Source organism: Pantoea sp. Tr-811 (assembly GCF_011752535.1).
Taxonomy (GTDB): Bacteria; Pseudomonadota; Gammaproteobacteria; order Pseudomonadales; family Pseudomonadaceae; genus Aquipseudomonas.
The window spans coordinates 1-14051 of record NZ_VWXJ01000026.1 but is presented as its reverse complement, the minus strand read 5'-3'; the positions used below and the strand labels follow the sequence as shown (position 1 = coordinate 14051).

At 66.8% G+C, this 14051-nt stretch carries 17 protein-coding genes and 1 riboswitch; of the genes, 16 read left to right on the top strand and 1 reads right to left on the bottom strand.

Translation table 11 applies throughout. The features are described 5' to 3' along the window. Positions 1-11: 11 nt before the first annotated feature. Both F3J44_RS26940 and F3J44_RS26935 read left to right on the top strand, forming a co-directional pair. A complete protein-coding gene (locus tag F3J44_RS26940) occupies positions 12-611 on the top strand; it encodes a C40 family peptidase (RefSeq protein WP_205300208.1) in 600 nt (199 codons plus the stop codon). A 137-nt stretch (positions 612-748) separates the two neighbouring features. Then, entirely contained in the window at positions 749-1282 is a 534-nt protein-coding gene (locus tag F3J44_RS26935; RefSeq protein WP_167069534.1) for a C40 family peptidase, read from the top strand. A gap of 13 nt (positions 1283-1295) precedes the next feature. Here the strand turns inward: F3J44_RS26935 and F3J44_RS26930 are convergent, their stop codons facing one another. Continuing rightward, entirely contained in the window at positions 1296-1874 is a 579-nt protein-coding gene (locus F3J44_RS26930; protein WP_167069536.1) for a hypothetical protein, read from the bottom strand. A gap of 166 nt (positions 1875-2040) precedes the next feature. Beyond that, positions 2041-2260: riboswitch (cobalamin riboswitch) on the top strand. A 118-nt stretch (positions 2261-2378) separates the two neighbouring features. Here F3J44_RS26930 and cobO point away from each other — a divergent pair. The 14 genes from cobO to F3J44_RS26865 all read left to right on the top strand — a co-directional run bounded on the left by cobO (position 2379) and on the right by F3J44_RS26865 (position 13829). Continuing rightward, complete coding sequence (cobO, locus tag F3J44_RS26925; protein WP_167069538.1) at positions 2379-2990, top strand: cob(I)yrinic acid a,c-diamide adenosyltransferase; 612 nt, start codon at positions 2379-2381, stop codon at positions 2988-2990. 5 nt (positions 2991-2995) lie between these two features. Beyond that, positions 2996-4282: a cobyrinate a,c-diamide synthase gene (locus F3J44_RS26920; RefSeq protein WP_240158551.1), complete on the top strand. Its 1287-nt coding sequence runs from the start codon at positions 2996-2998 to the stop codon at positions 4280-4282. Further along, positions 4279-4929: a 5,6-dimethylbenzimidazole synthase gene (gene bluB / locus F3J44_RS26915; RefSeq protein ID WP_167069542.1), complete on the top strand. Its 651-nt coding sequence runs from the start codon at positions 4279-4281 to the stop codon at positions 4927-4929. The genes F3J44_RS26920 and bluB overlap by 4 nt, the downstream gene beginning before the upstream one ends. After that, on the top strand, positions 4926-5834 hold the full coding sequence (cbiB, locus tag F3J44_RS26910) for an adenosylcobinamide-phosphate synthase CbiB (RefSeq protein WP_167277490.1): 909 nt from the start codon (positions 4926-4928) through the stop codon (positions 5832-5834). The genes bluB and cbiB overlap by 4 nt, the downstream gene beginning before the upstream one ends. After that, positions 5827-6819 (top strand): threonine-phosphate decarboxylase CobD, encoded by a 993-nt coding sequence (gene cobD / locus F3J44_RS26905; RefSeq protein ID WP_167277489.1) that lies wholly within the window; start codon positions 5827-5829, stop codon positions 6817-6819. The genes cbiB and cobD overlap by 8 nt, the downstream gene beginning before the upstream one ends. Then, on the top strand, positions 6816-8270 hold the full coding sequence (locus F3J44_RS26900; protein ID WP_167277488.1) for a cobyric acid synthase: 1455 nt from the start codon (positions 6816-6818) through the stop codon (positions 8268-8270). The genes cobD and F3J44_RS26900 overlap by 4 nt, the downstream gene beginning before the upstream one ends. 1 nt (position 8271) lies before the next feature. After that, the gene (gene cobU / locus F3J44_RS26895) at positions 8272-8793 is read left to right on the top strand and encodes a bifunctional adenosylcobinamide kinase/adenosylcobinamide-phosphate guanylyltransferase (protein ID WP_167277487.1); all 522 of its coding nucleotides are present in this window, start codon (positions 8272-8274) and stop codon (positions 8791-8793) included. Beyond that, positions 8790-9845, top strand: a complete 1056-nt coding sequence (cobT, locus tag F3J44_RS26890; RefSeq protein ID WP_167069552.1) for a nicotinate-nucleotide--dimethylbenzimidazole phosphoribosyltransferase — start codon at positions 8790-8792, stop codon at positions 9843-9845. Before cobU ends, cobT begins: the two co-directional genes overlap by 4 nt. Then, positions 9842-10399, top strand: a complete 558-nt coding sequence (cobC, locus tag F3J44_RS26885) for an alpha-ribazole phosphatase family protein (RefSeq protein ID WP_167277486.1) — start codon at positions 9842-9844, stop codon at positions 10397-10399. Before cobT ends, cobC begins: the two co-directional genes overlap by 4 nt. Before the next feature lies 1 nt (position 10400). Continuing rightward, the gene (locus tag F3J44_RS26880; protein ID WP_167277485.1) at positions 10401-11129 is read left to right on the top strand and encodes an adenosylcobinamide-GDP ribazoletransferase; all 729 of its coding nucleotides are present in this window, start codon (positions 10401-10403) and stop codon (positions 11127-11129) included. Positions 11130-11281: 152 nt separating this feature from the next. Then, on the top strand, positions 11282-11686 hold the full coding sequence (locus F3J44_RS26875) for a MarR family winged helix-turn-helix transcriptional regulator (RefSeq protein WP_167277484.1): 405 nt from the start codon (positions 11282-11284) through the stop codon (positions 11684-11686). A gap of 63 nt (positions 11687-11749) precedes the next feature. Further along, a complete protein-coding gene (locus tag F3J44_RS26870) occupies positions 11750-12952 on the top strand; it encodes an MFS transporter (RefSeq protein WP_167068082.1) in 1203 nt (400 codons plus the stop codon). After that, entirely contained in the window at positions 12949-13071 is a 123-nt protein-coding gene (locus F3J44_RS30155; RefSeq protein WP_255432086.1) for a hypothetical protein, read from the top strand. Before F3J44_RS26870 ends, F3J44_RS30155 begins: the two co-directional genes overlap by 4 nt. 206 nt (positions 13072-13277) lie before the next feature. Beyond that, positions 13278-13829, top strand: coding sequence for a glutathione peroxidase (locus F3J44_RS26865; protein WP_167068079.1), 552 nt, complete (start codon positions 13278-13280; stop codon positions 13827-13829). The last annotated feature ends 222 nt before the right edge of the window (positions 13830-14051 follow it).

Below are 14051 nucleotides of genomic sequence, written 5' to 3'. Positions count from 1 at the left end.
CCCTCGCACTCGTGACCCTGCTTTTTGGCTGCGCGGCCCAAGGCCCGATTTCCCAGCCTCAGGATCACACCCCGGTTGCCTCGCAATCGGTTACCAAGGCCCATGCTTCTGCTTCTTCCGTTTTCGGCGAAGAAGAACAGGCCACCGAAGATGACCTGGAGGCCTTCTCCAGCAGCAAGCCTTATCAGCTCCCGGTGCTGGCCGACAGCATCCTTGAGCGTGGCATGTCGCTGATCGGCACCCGCTACCGCTTCGGTGGTACCTCGGAAGCGTCCGGTTTCGACTGCAGTGGCTTCATCGGCTACCTGTTCCGCGAAGAGGCCGGCATGAACCTGCCGCGCTCCACCCGCGAAATGATCAACGTCGATGCGCCCAAGGTAGCCCGCAACAAGCTCAAGCCGGGTGACCTGCTGTTCTTCAGCACCAATGGCCGTGGCCGCGTCAGCCATGCCGGCATCTACCTGGGTGACAACCAGTTCATCCACTCCAGCAGCCGCCGCAGCGGCGGTGTGCGCATCGACAGCCTCGGTGACCGCTACTGGAGCAAGACCTTCATCGAAGCCAAGCGCGCCTTGGCCATGGCGCCGACCACCAATATCGCGCGCAACTGATATCAAAATGATGTACCCTGCCACGGCGGCGTAGCTGAAAAAGCTCGCCGCCGTGCGCATTTACAGAAAGCGTCTAATCTAAATTCTCAACTCTTTTTCGGCTGCGGCCCTGCGGTCTCAGACAGGATGTTCTGGCCATGGCGATGATGGCGCGCTTCGCATTCCTTTCCCTGGTGGCACTGCTTGCCGCCTGCTCCAGCCGTGCCCCGGCGCCGGCCCCCGTGGTGCAGCCACGCATTACCTATAGCCAACCCGAAGGCTCGCCCCTGGCAGACGACGTGCTGATCCGCGCGATTGGCCTGGTCGGCACGCCATACCGCTGGGGCGGCAACACCCCGGACTCGGGCTTTGATTGCAGCGGCCTGATCGGCTACGTGTACCGCGACGCGGCCGGCATCAGCCTGCCGCGCTCCACGCGGGAGATGATCGTGATGCGCGCGCCAACCGTGGACATCAACGCGCTGCAGTCCGGCGACCTGGTGTTCTTCGCCACGGGCGGTGGTTCACAGGTCAGCCATGCGGGCATCTACGTGGGCGAGGGGCGCTTCGTGCATGCGCCTTCCACCGGCGGCACGGTGCGCCTGGACTACCTGTCCAACAGCTATTGGTCCAAGGCCTACCTGCAGGCCAAGCGCGTGATCCCGCAGGGTAATCTGGCGCAGAACCGCTGAAACACTGCCCGGCTCACGCCTGCTTGAGCAGCAGCGCCACGCCGGGGTAGTACTGGCCCATCTGGTTGTGCAGCTTGCGGTAGGCATAGGGGAAGTACCAGGCGATGGCGCAGGCGTTGTGCTTCTGCAGGTCTTCCACCAAGTCTTGCAGCTCCTCGGGGCTGGCGTGTTGGCCAACTTTCCACGGGGTGATGAACAGCGCACCGGCGCGCAACTGGCTGGCGTAGGCCATGTGCCGGGCGATGCTGGTGGTTTCCTGCAGGGCTGCGGCCATGTCCAGGCGCGCGACCTTCGGCCAGCGCTGGCTCACGCTCAGGTACAGCGCCTCCTCGGCGCTGCAGATCGACAGGTCGCAGCGCCCCTCCAGCTCACCCTCGTCGCGCTGCTTGTTGCTGGCAAACTGTTGCAGGGTGGCCAGCTCGGCCTGCCAGGCAGCGGCGGCGAGCATTCCGGTGTTGGTCTGGATGCCGTGCCAGTAGGGCGCTTCGGCATCACCGTTGAACTGGTTGAAACGGTCGATGCAGTCGACCCAGCGCTCCAGTACCGGGCTTAGGAACTCCAGGCGTGGGTTGTTGATGATCTGGCCTTGCATGCGGCGCACTCCTGTTGTCGTTGTGATAGCGTCGTGCCGAAAATGATGGCCATGTGATATCACCTTGCTCAGTGTGGCACAAGCCGACGGATCGGCCATTGATCCAGGCCACTTTTGCCAGTGCGCGGCGGCGGGGTTCGATTGACGGTCCCGGTGCAACCCTCTAACCTTCGCGCGTGTTTCAGGTGCCCTGCCAGCCCCCACTGGGCAGGGTGAAACTGGGAAGCCGGTGGCCGCCAACAAGGCGCGAATCCGGCGCTGCCCCCGCAACGGTAGGTGAGTCGAAGCTGCGCACAGCCACTGGGTGAACCCCTGGGAAGGCGCGCAGGCTCCGGGCCAAGGCCCGCTCACAAGCCCGGAGACCGGCCTGAAACTGCCAACGGCATCACGGAGGGTGATGCGCGGTGCACCGTGGCTTGTGCCATTGCTCCTGCGCGTTCTCCGTTTGCCTGCCTTTTACCTGCCGTCGCTGTTCACGCGGCGCCAGCCTGCGGAGAACCCTTCATGAGCGAACCCACCGAACGCGACGAACGCCACCTGGCGCGCATGCAGCGCAAGAAGGCGATCATCGACGAGCGCATTGCCAATTCCCCCAACGAATGCGGCCTGCTGCTGGTGCTCACCGGCAATGGCAAGGGCAAGAGCAGCTCGGCCTTCGGCATGCTCGCCCGCGCCCTGGGCCACGGCATGCACTGCGGCGTGGTGCAGTTCATCAAAGGCCGCAACAGCACCGGCGAGGAGCTGTTCTTCCGCCGCTTCCCCGAGCAGGTGCGCTACCACGTGATGGGCGAAGGCTTCACCTGGGAAACCCAGGACCGCCAGCGCGACATCGCCGCTGCCGAAGCTGCCTGGGCGGTTTCGCGCCAGTTGCTGCAAGACCCAAGCGTGCAGTTCGTGGTGCTCGATGAACTGAACATCGCCCTCAAGCACGGCTACCTCGACCTGGACCAGGTGCTGAGCGACATCCAGGCCCGCCCACCGATGCAGCACGTCATCGTCACCGGCCGCGCGGCCAAGCCCGAAATGATCGAACTGGCCGATACCGTGACTGAAATGGGCATGCTCAAGCACGCCTTCCAGGCCGGTATTCGCGCGCAGAAGGGCGTTGAGCTGTGAGTGAAATGCGCAGCTGCCCGGCAGTGCTGATCGCAGCACCTGCCTCCGGCCAGGGCAAGACCACCGTCACCGCCGCCCTGGCACGCCTGCACCGCAACCTCGGGCGCAAGGTGCGGGTGTTCAAGTGCGGCCCGGACTTTCTCGATCCGATGATCCTCGAACGGGCCAGCGGCGCGCCGGTGTACCAGCTCGACCTGTGGATGATTGGCGCCGAGGAAAGCCGTCGGCTGCTGTGGGAAGCGGCAGCCGACGCCGACCTGATTCTTATCGAAGGGGTGATGGGGTTGTTCGACGGCACCCCGTCCAGTGCCGACCTGGCGCGCCACTTCGGTGTGCCGGTGCTGGCGGTGATCGACGGTACGGCGATGGCCCAGACCTTTGGCGCCCTGGCCCTGGGGCTGGCGCGCTACCAGGCCGACCTGCCGTTCGCCGGTGTGCTGGCCAACCGGGTCGGCAGCCTGCGCCATGCGCAGTTGCTCGAAGGCAGCCTGACCGAGGGCCTGCGTTGGTATGGCGGGCTGTCGCGTGAGCGTGGTATCGAACTGCCCAGCCGCCACCTGGGGCTGGTTCAGGCCAGTGAACTGAATGACCTGGATGCCCGCCTGGACGCCGCGGCCCAAGCGCTGGGCGCCAGTTGCGATGCGGCGCTGCCACCGCCGGTAGCCTTTGCTGCACCTGCGCCGCAGCAGGGCAGTGCTGCCTTGAGTGGCGTGCGTATCGGCGTGGCACGGGACGAGGCGTTCGCCTTCACCTATGGCGCCAACCTCGACCTGCTGCGCAGCCTCGGCGCGCAGTTGGTGTTCTTCTCGCCGTTGCACGACCGTGAACTGCCTGCAGTAGACAGCCTCTACCTGCCAGGCGGCTACCCGGAGCTGCACCACCACGCACTGGCCGCCAACGCGCCCATGCTCGAAGCGATCCGCGCCCACCATGCCCAGGGCAAGCCGCTGCTGGCCGAGTGTGGTGGCATGCTGTACCTGCTCGATGCGCTCACCGATGTGGCCGGCGAGCGCGCCGCGCTGCTGGGCTTGCTGCCGGGCGAGGCGACCATGCAGAAGCGCCTGGCGGCCCTGGCCCTGCAAGCGGTGGAGCTACCGGAAGGCACCCTGCGCGGGCACACCTACCATCACTCGCTGACCAGCACCGAACTTGAGCCCATCGCCCGTGGCCTGAGCCCCAACGGCGGGCGTGGCAACGAAGCGGTGTACCGCCTGGGCCGGCTGACGGCCTCCTATGTGCACTTCTATTTCCCTTCCAACCCAGGCGCAGCGGCGGCGCTGTTGCGGCCATGAGCGAACACGCCTACAGCGCCGCCGAGCGCGCCGCGATTTACCGTGCCATTGGCGAGCGCCGCGACATGCGCCACTTTGCCGGCGGCAGCGTAGCCCCTGAGCTGCTTGGCCGCTTGCTGTCGGCGGCGCACCAGGCGCCCAGCGTCGGCCTGATGCAGCCCTGGCGCTTCATTCGCATCAGCCAGCGGGCATTGCGCGGGCGCATTCAGGCGCTGGTCGAGGAGGAGCGGGTGCGCACGGCCGAGGCCTTGGGCGAGCGCTCCGACGCCTTCATGAAGCTCAAGGTCGAAGGTATCGATGACTGCGCCGAAGTGTTGGTGGCGGCGCTGATGGACCACCGCGAAGCACACATCTTCGGCCGCCGCACCTTGCCGGAAATGGACCTGGCCTCGCTGGCCTGCGCCATCCAGAACCTGTGGCTGGCCGCACGCGCCGAGGGCCTGGGCATGGGCTGGGTGTCGCTGTTCGACCCGCAGGCCCTGGCTGCCTTGCTGGGCATGCCCGCCGGGGCCAAGCCGGTGGCGGTGCTGTGCCTGGGGCCGGTCACCGAGTTTTACCAGCAGCCGATGCTGGTGCAGGAAAACTGGGCGCAGGAGCGGCCCTTGAGCGAGATGCTGTTTGAAAACCAATGGGGAGAACGCCCATGAGCGTGGCCTTGCTGACCGTGGCCGGGATGGCCCTGGACGCTTTGCTGGGTGAGCCGCGCCGGCGCCACCCGTTGGTGGGCTTTGGTAACCTCGCAGCCGGCCTGGAGCGGCGCATGAACCCTGGCGGCCGTGGCTGGCGCAGCCATGGCGTAAGCGCCTGGTTCATTGCCGTGGTGCCGTTGACCCTGGTGGCGCTGGTGCTGTCATGGCTGCCCTATGTGGGCTGGCTGGTTGACGTGCTGGCGCTGTATTGCGCCCTGGGCCTGCGCAGCCTGGGCGAGCATGTGCTGCCGGTGGCCAATGCCCTGCGCCAGGGCGACCTGGAGCAGGCGCGGCGCCGTGTGGGTTACCTGGTCAGCCGGGAAACCCGCGAGCTGGATGAGCCCGCTGTCGCCCGTGCGGCCACCGAATCGGTGCTGGAGAACGGCAGCGATGCGGTGTTCGCGGCGCTGTTCTGGTTCGCCGTGGCCGGTGCGCCGGGGGTGGTGCTGTACCGCCTGAGCAATACCCTGGATGCCATGTGGGGTTACCGCAACGAGCGCTTCGAGCGCTTTGGCTGGTGCGCCGCCCGCATCGACGATGTGCTGAACTATATTCCCGCAAGGCTGGTGGCGCTGACCTACGCGCTGCTTGGAAAAACCCGCCAGGCCCTGGTCTGCTGGCGCAAGCAGGCGCCGCTGTGGGACAGCCCCAACGCCGGGCCGGTGATGGCCGCCGGTGCCGGTGCGCTGGGCGTCGAACTGGGCGGCCCGGCGGTGTACCACGGTGAATTGCACGAGCGCCCGCGCCTGGGCGAAGGGCCCATGGCCGATGCCGACGCCATTGAGCGTGGCTGGGGCCTGGTACAGCGTGGCGTGTGGTTGTGGGTGTTGCTGATCTGCCTGGGAGCCTACCTGAATGCTTGAGCACGGTGGCCGCCTGCTGCGTGCAGTGCGGCAATACGCAATCGCCCGGGAAGACTGGCTCGACCTGTCCAGCGGCATCGCGCCGTGGCCTTACCCGATACCGCCTATCCCGCTGGATGCCTGGGCACGCTTGCCAGAAGTCGAAGATGGCCTCGAAGCCGCGGCGCGGCGCTATTACGGTGCCACGCACCTGTTGCCGGTGGCCGGCTCGCAAGCGGCCATCCAGGCCCTGCCCACGCTGCGCCCACGCGGGCGAGTGGGCGTGTTGTCGCCTTGCTATGCCGAACACCCCCACGCCTGGCAGCGTGCCGGGCATCAGCTGGTGGAGCTGGATGAAAGCCAGGTTGAGGGTGCCCTCGACAACCTCGATGTGCTGGTGCTGGTCAACCCGAACAACCCCACCGGCCTGCAGGTTTCGCGCGAGCGCCTGCTGGCCTGGCACGCACGCCTGGCTGCGCGCGGTGGCTGGTTGCTGGTAGACGAAGCCTTCATGGACAACACCCCCGAACACAGTGTGGCCGACTGCGCCGAGCGCCCGGGGCTGATCGTGCTGCGTTCGTTCGGCAAGTTCTTTGGCCTGGCCGGTGTGCGGCTGGGCTGCGTCCTGGCAGCGCCGCCACTGCTGCAGCGCCTGGGCGAACTGCTGGGGCCCTGGACCGTCAGCGGCCCGACCCGTGTGCTGGCCCAGGCCTGCTTTGCCGACGCGCCCGCGCACCTGGCGCAGATCGCGCGTTGTGCCCAGGCCAGCCAGCGCCTGGCCGGCCTGCTGGCCAGCTACGGACTGGCGCCCAGCGGCGGCTGCGACCTGTTCCAGTACGTGCGCAGCGCCCGCGCCGCCCACTTGCATGACTTCCTGGCCCGCCGTGGCATCCTCGTGCGCCTGTTCGCCGAGCCTGCCGCCGTGCGCCTGGGCCTGCCCGCCTGCGCCGCCGATGAACAGCGCCTGGCCCAGGCCCTGGCCGATTATCAGAAGGAAACGGCATGACCACCCTCATGGTGCAAGGCACCACCTCCGATGCCGGCAAGAGCACGCTGGTCACCGCCCTGTGCCGCTGGCTGCTGCGCCAGGGCGTTGGCGTGGTGCCGTTCAAACCGCAGAACATGGCGCTCAACAGCGCCGTGACCGCCGACGGCGGCGAAATCGGCCGTGCCCAGGCCGTGCAGGCCCAAGCTTGCCGCCTGGCGCCGCACACCGACATGAACCCGGTGCTGCTCAAGCCCAACAGCGACACCGGCGCGCAAGTGATCATCCATGGCCGTGCGGTCACCAGCATGAACGCGGTGGCCTACCACGACTACAAGGCCATCGCCATGCAGGCCGTGCTGGCCTCGCACCAGCGCCTGAGCGCTGCCTACCCGGTGGTGATGGTCGAAGGCGCAGGCTCGCCGGCCGAGATCAACCTGCGTGCCGGTGACATCGCCAACATGGGTTTTGCCGAGGCGGTGGACTGCCCGGTGATCCTGGTGGCAGACATCAACCGAGGCGGGGTGTTCGCCCACCTGGTCGGTACCCTGGAACTGCTGTCGCCCAGCGAGCAGGCGCGGGTCAAGGGCTTTGTCATCAACCGTTTCCGGGGTGATATCGCCTTGTTGCAGCCAGGCCTTGACTGGCTGGAGCAACGCACCGGCAAGCCGGTGCTGGGGGTGTTGCCCTACGTCACCGACCTGCACCTGGAGGCCGAGGACGGCATCGACCGGCGCCAGGGCAGCAAGCATGCGCGCGTGCTCAAGGTGATCGTGCCGGTGCTGCCGCGCATCAGCAACCACACCGACTTCGACCCGTTGCGCCTGCACCCGCAGGTGGACCTTCAATTCATTGGCCCAGGCCAGCCGATTCCGCCGGCCGACCTGATTATCCTGCCAGGCTCGAAAAGCGTGCGCGGTGACCTGGCGCAACTGCGCGCCCGTGGCTGGGACCAGGCCATTGCCCGGCACCTGCGTTACGGTGGCAAGCTGATCGGTATCTGTGGTGGCCTGCAGATGCTCGGCAGCGAGGTGCACGACCCGCTGGGGCTGGAGGGCCCGGCTGGCTCCAGCCCGGGGTTGGGGTTGTTCGACTATGCCACGGTGCTCGAAGCCGACAAGCAATTGCGCAACGTCGCCGGCACCCTGAACCTCGAAGCCTCGGCGGTAGCCGGTTACGAGATCCATGCCGGGGTCACCACGGGCCCCGCGCTGCAGCACCCTGCCGTACAGCTGGCCGATGGCCGCAGCGATGGTGCCATCAGCGCCGACGGGCAGATCCTCGCCACCTACCTGCACGGCCTGTTCGAAGGCAGCCAGTCGTGCGCCGCGCTGTTGCGTTGGGCGGGCTTGGAAGATGCCCTGACCATCGACTACGAGGCGCTGCGCGAACGGGATATCGAACGCCTGGCCGACCTGGTGCAGCAACACCTGGACACCGCGCACCTGCGCAGCCTGTGTGGAGTCGCCTGACATGCTCAACCTGATTCTCGGCGGTGCCCGCTCCGGCAAGAGCCGCCTGGCCGAGCAACTGGCCAGTGACAGTGGCCTGCCAGTGACCTATATCGCCACCAGCCAGCCGCTGGATGGCGAAATGAACGCCCGTGTGCGCCTGCACCGCGAACGTCGCCCGGCTGACTGGGGCCTGATCGAAGAGCCGTTGGCCCTGGCCCGCGTGCTGCGCGCCGAAGCCGCCGCTGGCCGATGCCTGCTGGTGGACTGCTTGACCCTGTGGCTGACCAATTTGCTGATGCTCGAAGATGACCAGCGCCTGGCCGATGAGCGCGACGCGCTGCTGGAGTGCCTGGTGCAGTTACCCGGCACGGTGATTCTGGTCAGCAACGAAACCGGCCTGGGCGTGGTGCCCATGGGCGAGCTGACCCGGCGCTATGTCGACCTGGCCGGCTGGCTGCACCAGGCCGTGGCCGAACGCTGCCAGCGCGTGGTGCTGACCGTTGCCGGCCTTCCTCTTATGCTCAAAGGACCCGCTCTATGACAATCGCCTGGTGGCGTGATGCCTGCCAACCCCTCGACCTCGCCGCCATGGACCAGGCCCGCGCCCGTCAGCAGCAACTGACCAAACCCGCCGGCTCGCTGGGCCAACTGGAAGGGCTGGCCGAGCGCCTGGCCGGCCTGCAGGGTTGCGAACGCCCCAGCCTGGAGCGTGTCGCCATTACCATTTTCGCCGGTGACCACGGGGTGGTGGAGGAGGGCATCTCGGCCTATCCGCAGGCGGTGACCGGGCAGATGCTGCGCAACTTCGTCGGTGGCGGCGCGGCAATCAGCGTGCTGGCGCGCCAGCTGCAGGCCAGCCTGGAAGTGGTTGACCTGGGCACCATCGACCTGGCGCTGGCGCTGCCTGGGGTACGCCACTTGCACCTGGGTGCCGGCACCGCCAACTTCGCCCGCGAGCCGGCCATGACCGATGAGCAACTGCAGGCTGCCTTGCAGGCTGGCCGTGACGCGGCATTGCGCGCGGCGGCGGCCGGCGCACAGCTGTTCATCGGCGGTGAAATGGGCATTGGCAATACCTCTGCCGCCGCCGCGCTGGCCAGCACGCTGCTGGAGTGCCCGGCACGTGAATTGAGCGGCCCCGGCACCGGCCTGGACAGCGCAGGGGTTAGCCACAAGGCTGAGGTGATCGAGCGTGCGCTGGCCTTGCATGGCCTGGAGCGTGATGACCCGTTGCGGGCCTTGGCCTGCGTCGGCGGCTTCGAGATCGCCGCCCTGGCCGGGGCCTACCTGGCCTGCGCCCAGCAGGGTATCGCGGTGTTGGTGGACGGCTTCATCTGCAGTGTCGCTGCGCTGCTGGCCGTGCGCCTGAACCCCCAGTCCCGCGACTGGCTGCTGTTCGCTCACCAGGGTGCGGAGCCTGGGCACAAGGCCTTGCTGGCTGAGCTGCAGGCCCAGCCGCTGCTGGCCCTGGGCCTGCGCCTGGGCGAGGGCAGCGGCGCCGCCTTGGCCGTGCCGCTGCTGCGCCTGGCCTGTGCCCTGCACGGGCAGATGGCGACCTTTGCCGAGGCCGCCGTGGCGGACCGCCCGGCATGATCCTCGACCTGCTGCGCCACGGCGAAACCGAGCAGGGCGGTGGCCTGCGTGGCAGCCTCGACGATGCCCTGACCGCCAAGGGCTGGGCGCAGATGCACGAAGCCGTGGCCGCTGCCGGCCCCTGGGATGTACTGGTCAGCTCGCCGTTGCAGCGTTGTGCACGCTTCGCCCAGACGCTGGGGCTGCCCGTGCAGCTGGAGGCTGATCTGCAGGAATTGCATTTCGGTGAATGGGAAGGCCGCAGTGCCTTGCAGATCATGCAAACCCAGGCCGAGGCCCTAGGGCAGTTCTGGGCCGACCCTTACCGCTTCACGCCGCCAGGGGGCGAGCCGGTCAGTGCCTTTGCCGATCGCGTGTTTGCCGCGGTCGAGCGCTTGCAGCAGGCGCACGCCGGCAAGCGCGTGCTGCTGGTCACCCATGGTGGCGTGATGCGCCTGCTGCTGGCGCGCGCCCGTCGTTTGCCCCGGGAGCAGTTGCTGCAGGTCGAGGTCGGCCACGGCGCGTTGGTACGCCTGGTGATGGGGGAAGACGGCGTACTGGGCGAGGAGGCTTGAGATGCTGCCGTTCTGGATTGCCCTGCAATTTCTAAGCAGCCTTCCGGTTAGCCTGCCGGGCATGCCCGAGCCACGGGAAATGGGCCGCTCGCTGTTGTGCTATCCGCTGGTAGGGCTGCTGTTCGGCCTGCTGCTATGGCTGGCCAGCCTTGGCCTGCAGGGCACCGCAGCGCCGCTGCAGGCGGCCCTGTTGCTGGCGCTGTGGGTGTTGCTCAGCGGGGCGCTGCACCTGGACGGGCTGGCCGACAGTGCCGATGCCTGGCTGGGGGGCTTTGGCGACCGCGAGCGCACCTTGCTGATTATGAAGGACCCGCGCAGCGGGCCGATTGCCGTGGTTACCCTGGTCGTGGTGCTGCTGCTGAAGTTCTGTGCCCTGTGGGTGCTGGTGGAGCGGGGTGCAGGTGCCTTGCTGGTGCTGGCGCCGGTGGTGGGGCGGGCGGCGATGTTGGGTTTGTTCCTGAGTACGCCTTATGTGCGCAAGGGCGGCTTGGGGCAGGCGTTGGCCGAGCACCTGCCGCGGTGTGAGGCTGGCGGGGTGTTGCTGGCGTGCGCAGGGCTGTGCCTGGTGCTGGGTGGCTGGCAGGTGGTATGGCCGCTGCTGGCGGCGCTGGGGGTGTTTTGCGGGTTGCGGCGGATGATGTGCCAGCGCCTGGGCGGCACGACCGGGGACACGGCGGGGGCATTGCTGGAGTTGCTGGAACTCACTGTGCTGGTGGGTTTGGCTGTTTGACCTGTGCTGGCCTCTTCGCGGGGCAAGCCCGCTCCTACAAGGGCGCCACGATTCCGGCCTGTAGGAGCGGGCTTGCCCCGCGAAGAGGCCGGCACGGTGTGGCCACCTGAAACTTCTTGCAACAACCTGGAAGCGGGTATATACACGTAATCATGTTGACCAGTGAATGCATCTGCACCCATCTGCGCCGCGCTGCCCGTGGGGTGAGCCGGCACTATGACGAAGCCCTTGCCGGTTTCGGCATCAATGTCGCGCAGTTTTCCCTGCTACGCCACTTGCAGCGGCTCGACCGCCCCAGCATCACCACCCTGGCCGAGGCCATGGGGCTGGAGCGCAGCACGCTTGGCCGCAACCTGCGGGTGCTGGAGGCCGATGGCCTGGTGGCCCTGGCCGAGGGTGACGACCAGCGTAACCGCGTGGTGCTGCTGACGGCTGCAGGCGCTGCCCGTGTGCAGGCGGCCCTTCCGGCCTGGGAGCAGGCGCAGTCGGCGCTGGTCGGGCAGTTGGGCGAAACGCAACGCGATGCGTTGGTGCACTTGCTGGAGCGGTTGGCTTGATTCACGACAATTAGAAGCGGGTATATACCCGCGTAACCTTGCGATGTGCTGGAGAGAATGACAATGACTTCGGTGTGGCGGACCAGCGGGTGGGTATTGGCGGGGGCTGCGCTGATTCTGGCGTTGTCCTTGGGTGTTCGGCATGGCTTCGGCCTTTTCCTGGCGCCGATGAGCGCCGATTTCGGTTGGGGCCGCGAGGTGTTCGCCTTCGCCATCGCCCTGCAGAACCTGATTTGGGGCCTGGCCCAGCCCTTCGCCGGTGCCCTGGCCGACCGCCTGGGCGCGGCGCGGGTGGTGATCCTTGGCGGTATTCTCTACGCCGCTGGGCTATTGCTGATGAGCACGGCCGATTCGGCCTGGTCGTTGTCGCTGAGCGCTGGCCTGTTGATCGGCATTGGCCTTTCTGGCACCTCGTTCTCGGTGATCCTCGGCGTGGTTGGCCGCGCCGTTCCCGCCGAAAAGCGCAGCATGGCCATGGGCATCGCCAGTGCCGCGGGTTCGTTCGGCCAGTTCGCCATGTTGCCGGGCACCTTGGGGTTGATCGAGTGGCTGGGTTGGTCGGCGGCCTTGGTGGTGCTGGGGCTGATGGTGGCGTTGATCGTGCCCTTCGTTGGCCTGCTGCGTGACCGCCCGTTGCCAAGCCATGGGGCCGAGCAGACGCTGGGCCAGGCGCTGCGTGAAGCGTGTTCGCATTCCGGGTTCTGGCTGCTGGCGCTGGGCTTTTTCGTCTGTGGTTTCCAGGTGGTGTTCATTGGGGTGCACTTGCCGGCCTACCTGGTCGACCAGCACCTGCCTGCGACCACGGGCACCACGGTGCTGGCGTTGGTTGGGCTGTTCAATATCGTTGGCACCTATACCGCAGGTTGGCTGGGTGGGCGCATGTCCAAGCCACGCTTGCTGACGGCGCTGTACCTGCTGCGCGCGGTGGTGATCGTGTTGTTCCTGTGGGCGCCGGTGAGCCAGTACAGCGCTTATCTGTTCGGTATTGCGATGGGCCTGCTGTGGCTTTCTACCGTACCGCTGACCAACGGCACCGTGGCCACGGTGTTTGGCGTGCGCAACCTGTCGATGCTGGGTGGCATCGTATTCCTGTTCCACCAGCTGGGTGCGTTCTTGGGCGGGTGGTTGGGCGGGGTGGTGTACGACCGCACGGGCAACTATGACCTGGTATGGCAGATTTCGATCCTGCTCAGCCTGCTGGCGGCGGCGTTGAATTGGCCGGTGCGCGAACGCCCTGTTGCCCGGCTTCAGGCCAAGCCGGCATGAACCGTTTCCTTGCCCGTGGGTTGCTGGCCCTGGCCGGGGTGTTGCTGCTGGCGGTGGTGTGGTGGGGTTGGCACCGGGGTGGGATGGCGTTGATGCAACTGGGCATGGGGGTTTGCTGAGGTTGGGCGCCGCGAGCGGCGCATCGCGAGCTGCGCTCGCTCCTACCAGGCCTGCGGTCACCCCTCCCCGATAGGAGCGAGCAAAGCTCGCGATGCGTCGCCCAGGCGGCGCCCGATTTCACAGGCGCAGCCGCAATCGCTGGGCATGGGTATTTGTTAAGCGCTACCCTGCAAGTTCACCGATTGTGTTGCAGGAGGTAGGAACGATGCGTGCTCGATGGCTGATGTTGCCGTTGCTGACCGTGCTCGCCGTGGGCACGAGTTGGGCGGCGGGGTGCCCTGCGGTGTTGCAGGGGAGCTTGCCGAAGTTGCAGGGCAAGGAGCAGATCGACCTGTGCCAGCGGTTTGCGGGCAAGCCGCTGGTGGTGGTCAACACGGCGAGCTATTGCGGTTTCGCGCCGCAATTCGACGGCCTGGAGGCTACCTACAAGGAATATCACGAGCAGGGCCTGGAGATGCTGGGCGTGCCGTCCAACGACTTCAAGCAGGAAGACGCTGACAGCGAGAAAACGGCGAAGGTCTGTTATGCCAATTACGGTGTGACGTTCACCATGACCAAGGCGCAGGCGGTGCGGGGTAACGATGCGATACCGTTGTTCGCTGAACTGGCGCGTCAGAGCAGTGCGCCGAAGTGGAATTTCTACAAGTATGTGGTGGATCGGCAGGGCAAGGTGATTGGTAATTTCTCCAGCCTTACCAAGCCGGATGATCCGGCTTTCAGGGCTGCGATCGAGAAGGCGATAGCCTCGCACCCATAGCGCGGCGCGCTCTGGCTCTGGGCTTTGATCTTGCCTTTGATCTTGATCTTGATCTTGATCTTGCTTCTAAGTGCGCGGTAGTTCAGGCAACACAAATTGCGACCTCAGGAGGCCGAACGGAGGTCTTGCGGAGGGAGGTGACGGGCATGGATGCCCGTCAAGCGCTGGGCCCCAGGATGGGGCCTGCAGCGCGGTCCTCCCGGGAGCAAGGCCGGAGTGAGG

What these genes read in the sequence shown, in the direction of transcription:
- F3J44_RS26935 (WP_167069534.1), top strand. Translation starts at nt 749, where the DNA reads ATGGCGATGATGGCGCGCTTCGCATTCCTTTCCCTGGTGGCACTGCTT.
- F3J44_RS26930 (WP_167069536.1), bottom strand. Translation starts at nt 1,874, where the DNA reads ATGCAAGGCCAGATCATCAACAACCCACGCCTGGAGTTCCTAAGCCCG.
- cobO (WP_167069538.1), top strand. Translation starts at nt 2,379, where the DNA reads ATGAGCGAACCCACCGAACGCGACGAACGCCACCTGGCGCGCATGCAG.
- F3J44_RS26920 (WP_240158551.1), top strand. Translation starts at nt 2,996, where the DNA reads ATGCGCAGCTGCCCGGCAGTGCTGATCGCAGCACCTGCCTCCGGCCAG.
- bluB (WP_167069542.1), top strand. Translation starts at nt 4,279, where the DNA reads ATGAGCGAACACGCCTACAGCGCCGCCGAGCGCGCCGCGATTTACCGT.
- cbiB (WP_167277490.1), top strand. Translation starts at nt 4,926, where the DNA reads ATGAGCGTGGCCTTGCTGACCGTGGCCGGGATGGCCCTGGACGCTTTG.
- cobD (WP_167277489.1), top strand. Translation starts at nt 5,827, where the DNA reads ATGCTTGAGCACGGTGGCCGCCTGCTGCGTGCAGTGCGGCAATACGCA.
- F3J44_RS26900 (WP_167277488.1), top strand. Translation starts at nt 6,816, where the DNA reads ATGACCACCCTCATGGTGCAAGGCACCACCTCCGATGCCGGCAAGAGC.
- cobU (WP_167277487.1), top strand. Translation starts at nt 8,272, where the DNA reads ATGCTCAACCTGATTCTCGGCGGTGCCCGCTCCGGCAAGAGCCGCCTG.
- cobT (WP_167069552.1), top strand. Translation starts at nt 8,790, where the DNA reads ATGACAATCGCCTGGTGGCGTGATGCCTGCCAACCCCTCGACCTCGCC.
- cobC (WP_167277486.1), top strand. Translation starts at nt 9,842, where the DNA reads ATGATCCTCGACCTGCTGCGCCACGGCGAAACCGAGCAGGGCGGTGGC.
- F3J44_RS26880 (WP_167277485.1), top strand. Translation starts at nt 10,401, where the DNA reads ATGCTGCCGTTCTGGATTGCCCTGCAATTTCTAAGCAGCCTTCCGGTT.
- F3J44_RS26875 (WP_167277484.1), top strand. Translation starts at nt 11,282, where the DNA reads ATGTTGACCAGTGAATGCATCTGCACCCATCTGCGCCGCGCTGCCCGT.
- F3J44_RS26870 (WP_167068082.1), top strand. Translation starts at nt 11,750, where the DNA reads ATGACTTCGGTGTGGCGGACCAGCGGGTGGGTATTGGCGGGGGCTGCG.
- F3J44_RS30155 (WP_255432086.1), top strand. Translation starts at nt 12,949, where the DNA reads ATGAACCGTTTCCTTGCCCGTGGGTTGCTGGCCCTGGCCGGGGTGTTG.
- F3J44_RS26865 (WP_167068079.1), top strand. Translation starts at nt 13,278, where the DNA reads ATGCGTGCTCGATGGCTGATGTTGCCGTTGCTGACCGTGCTCGCCGTG.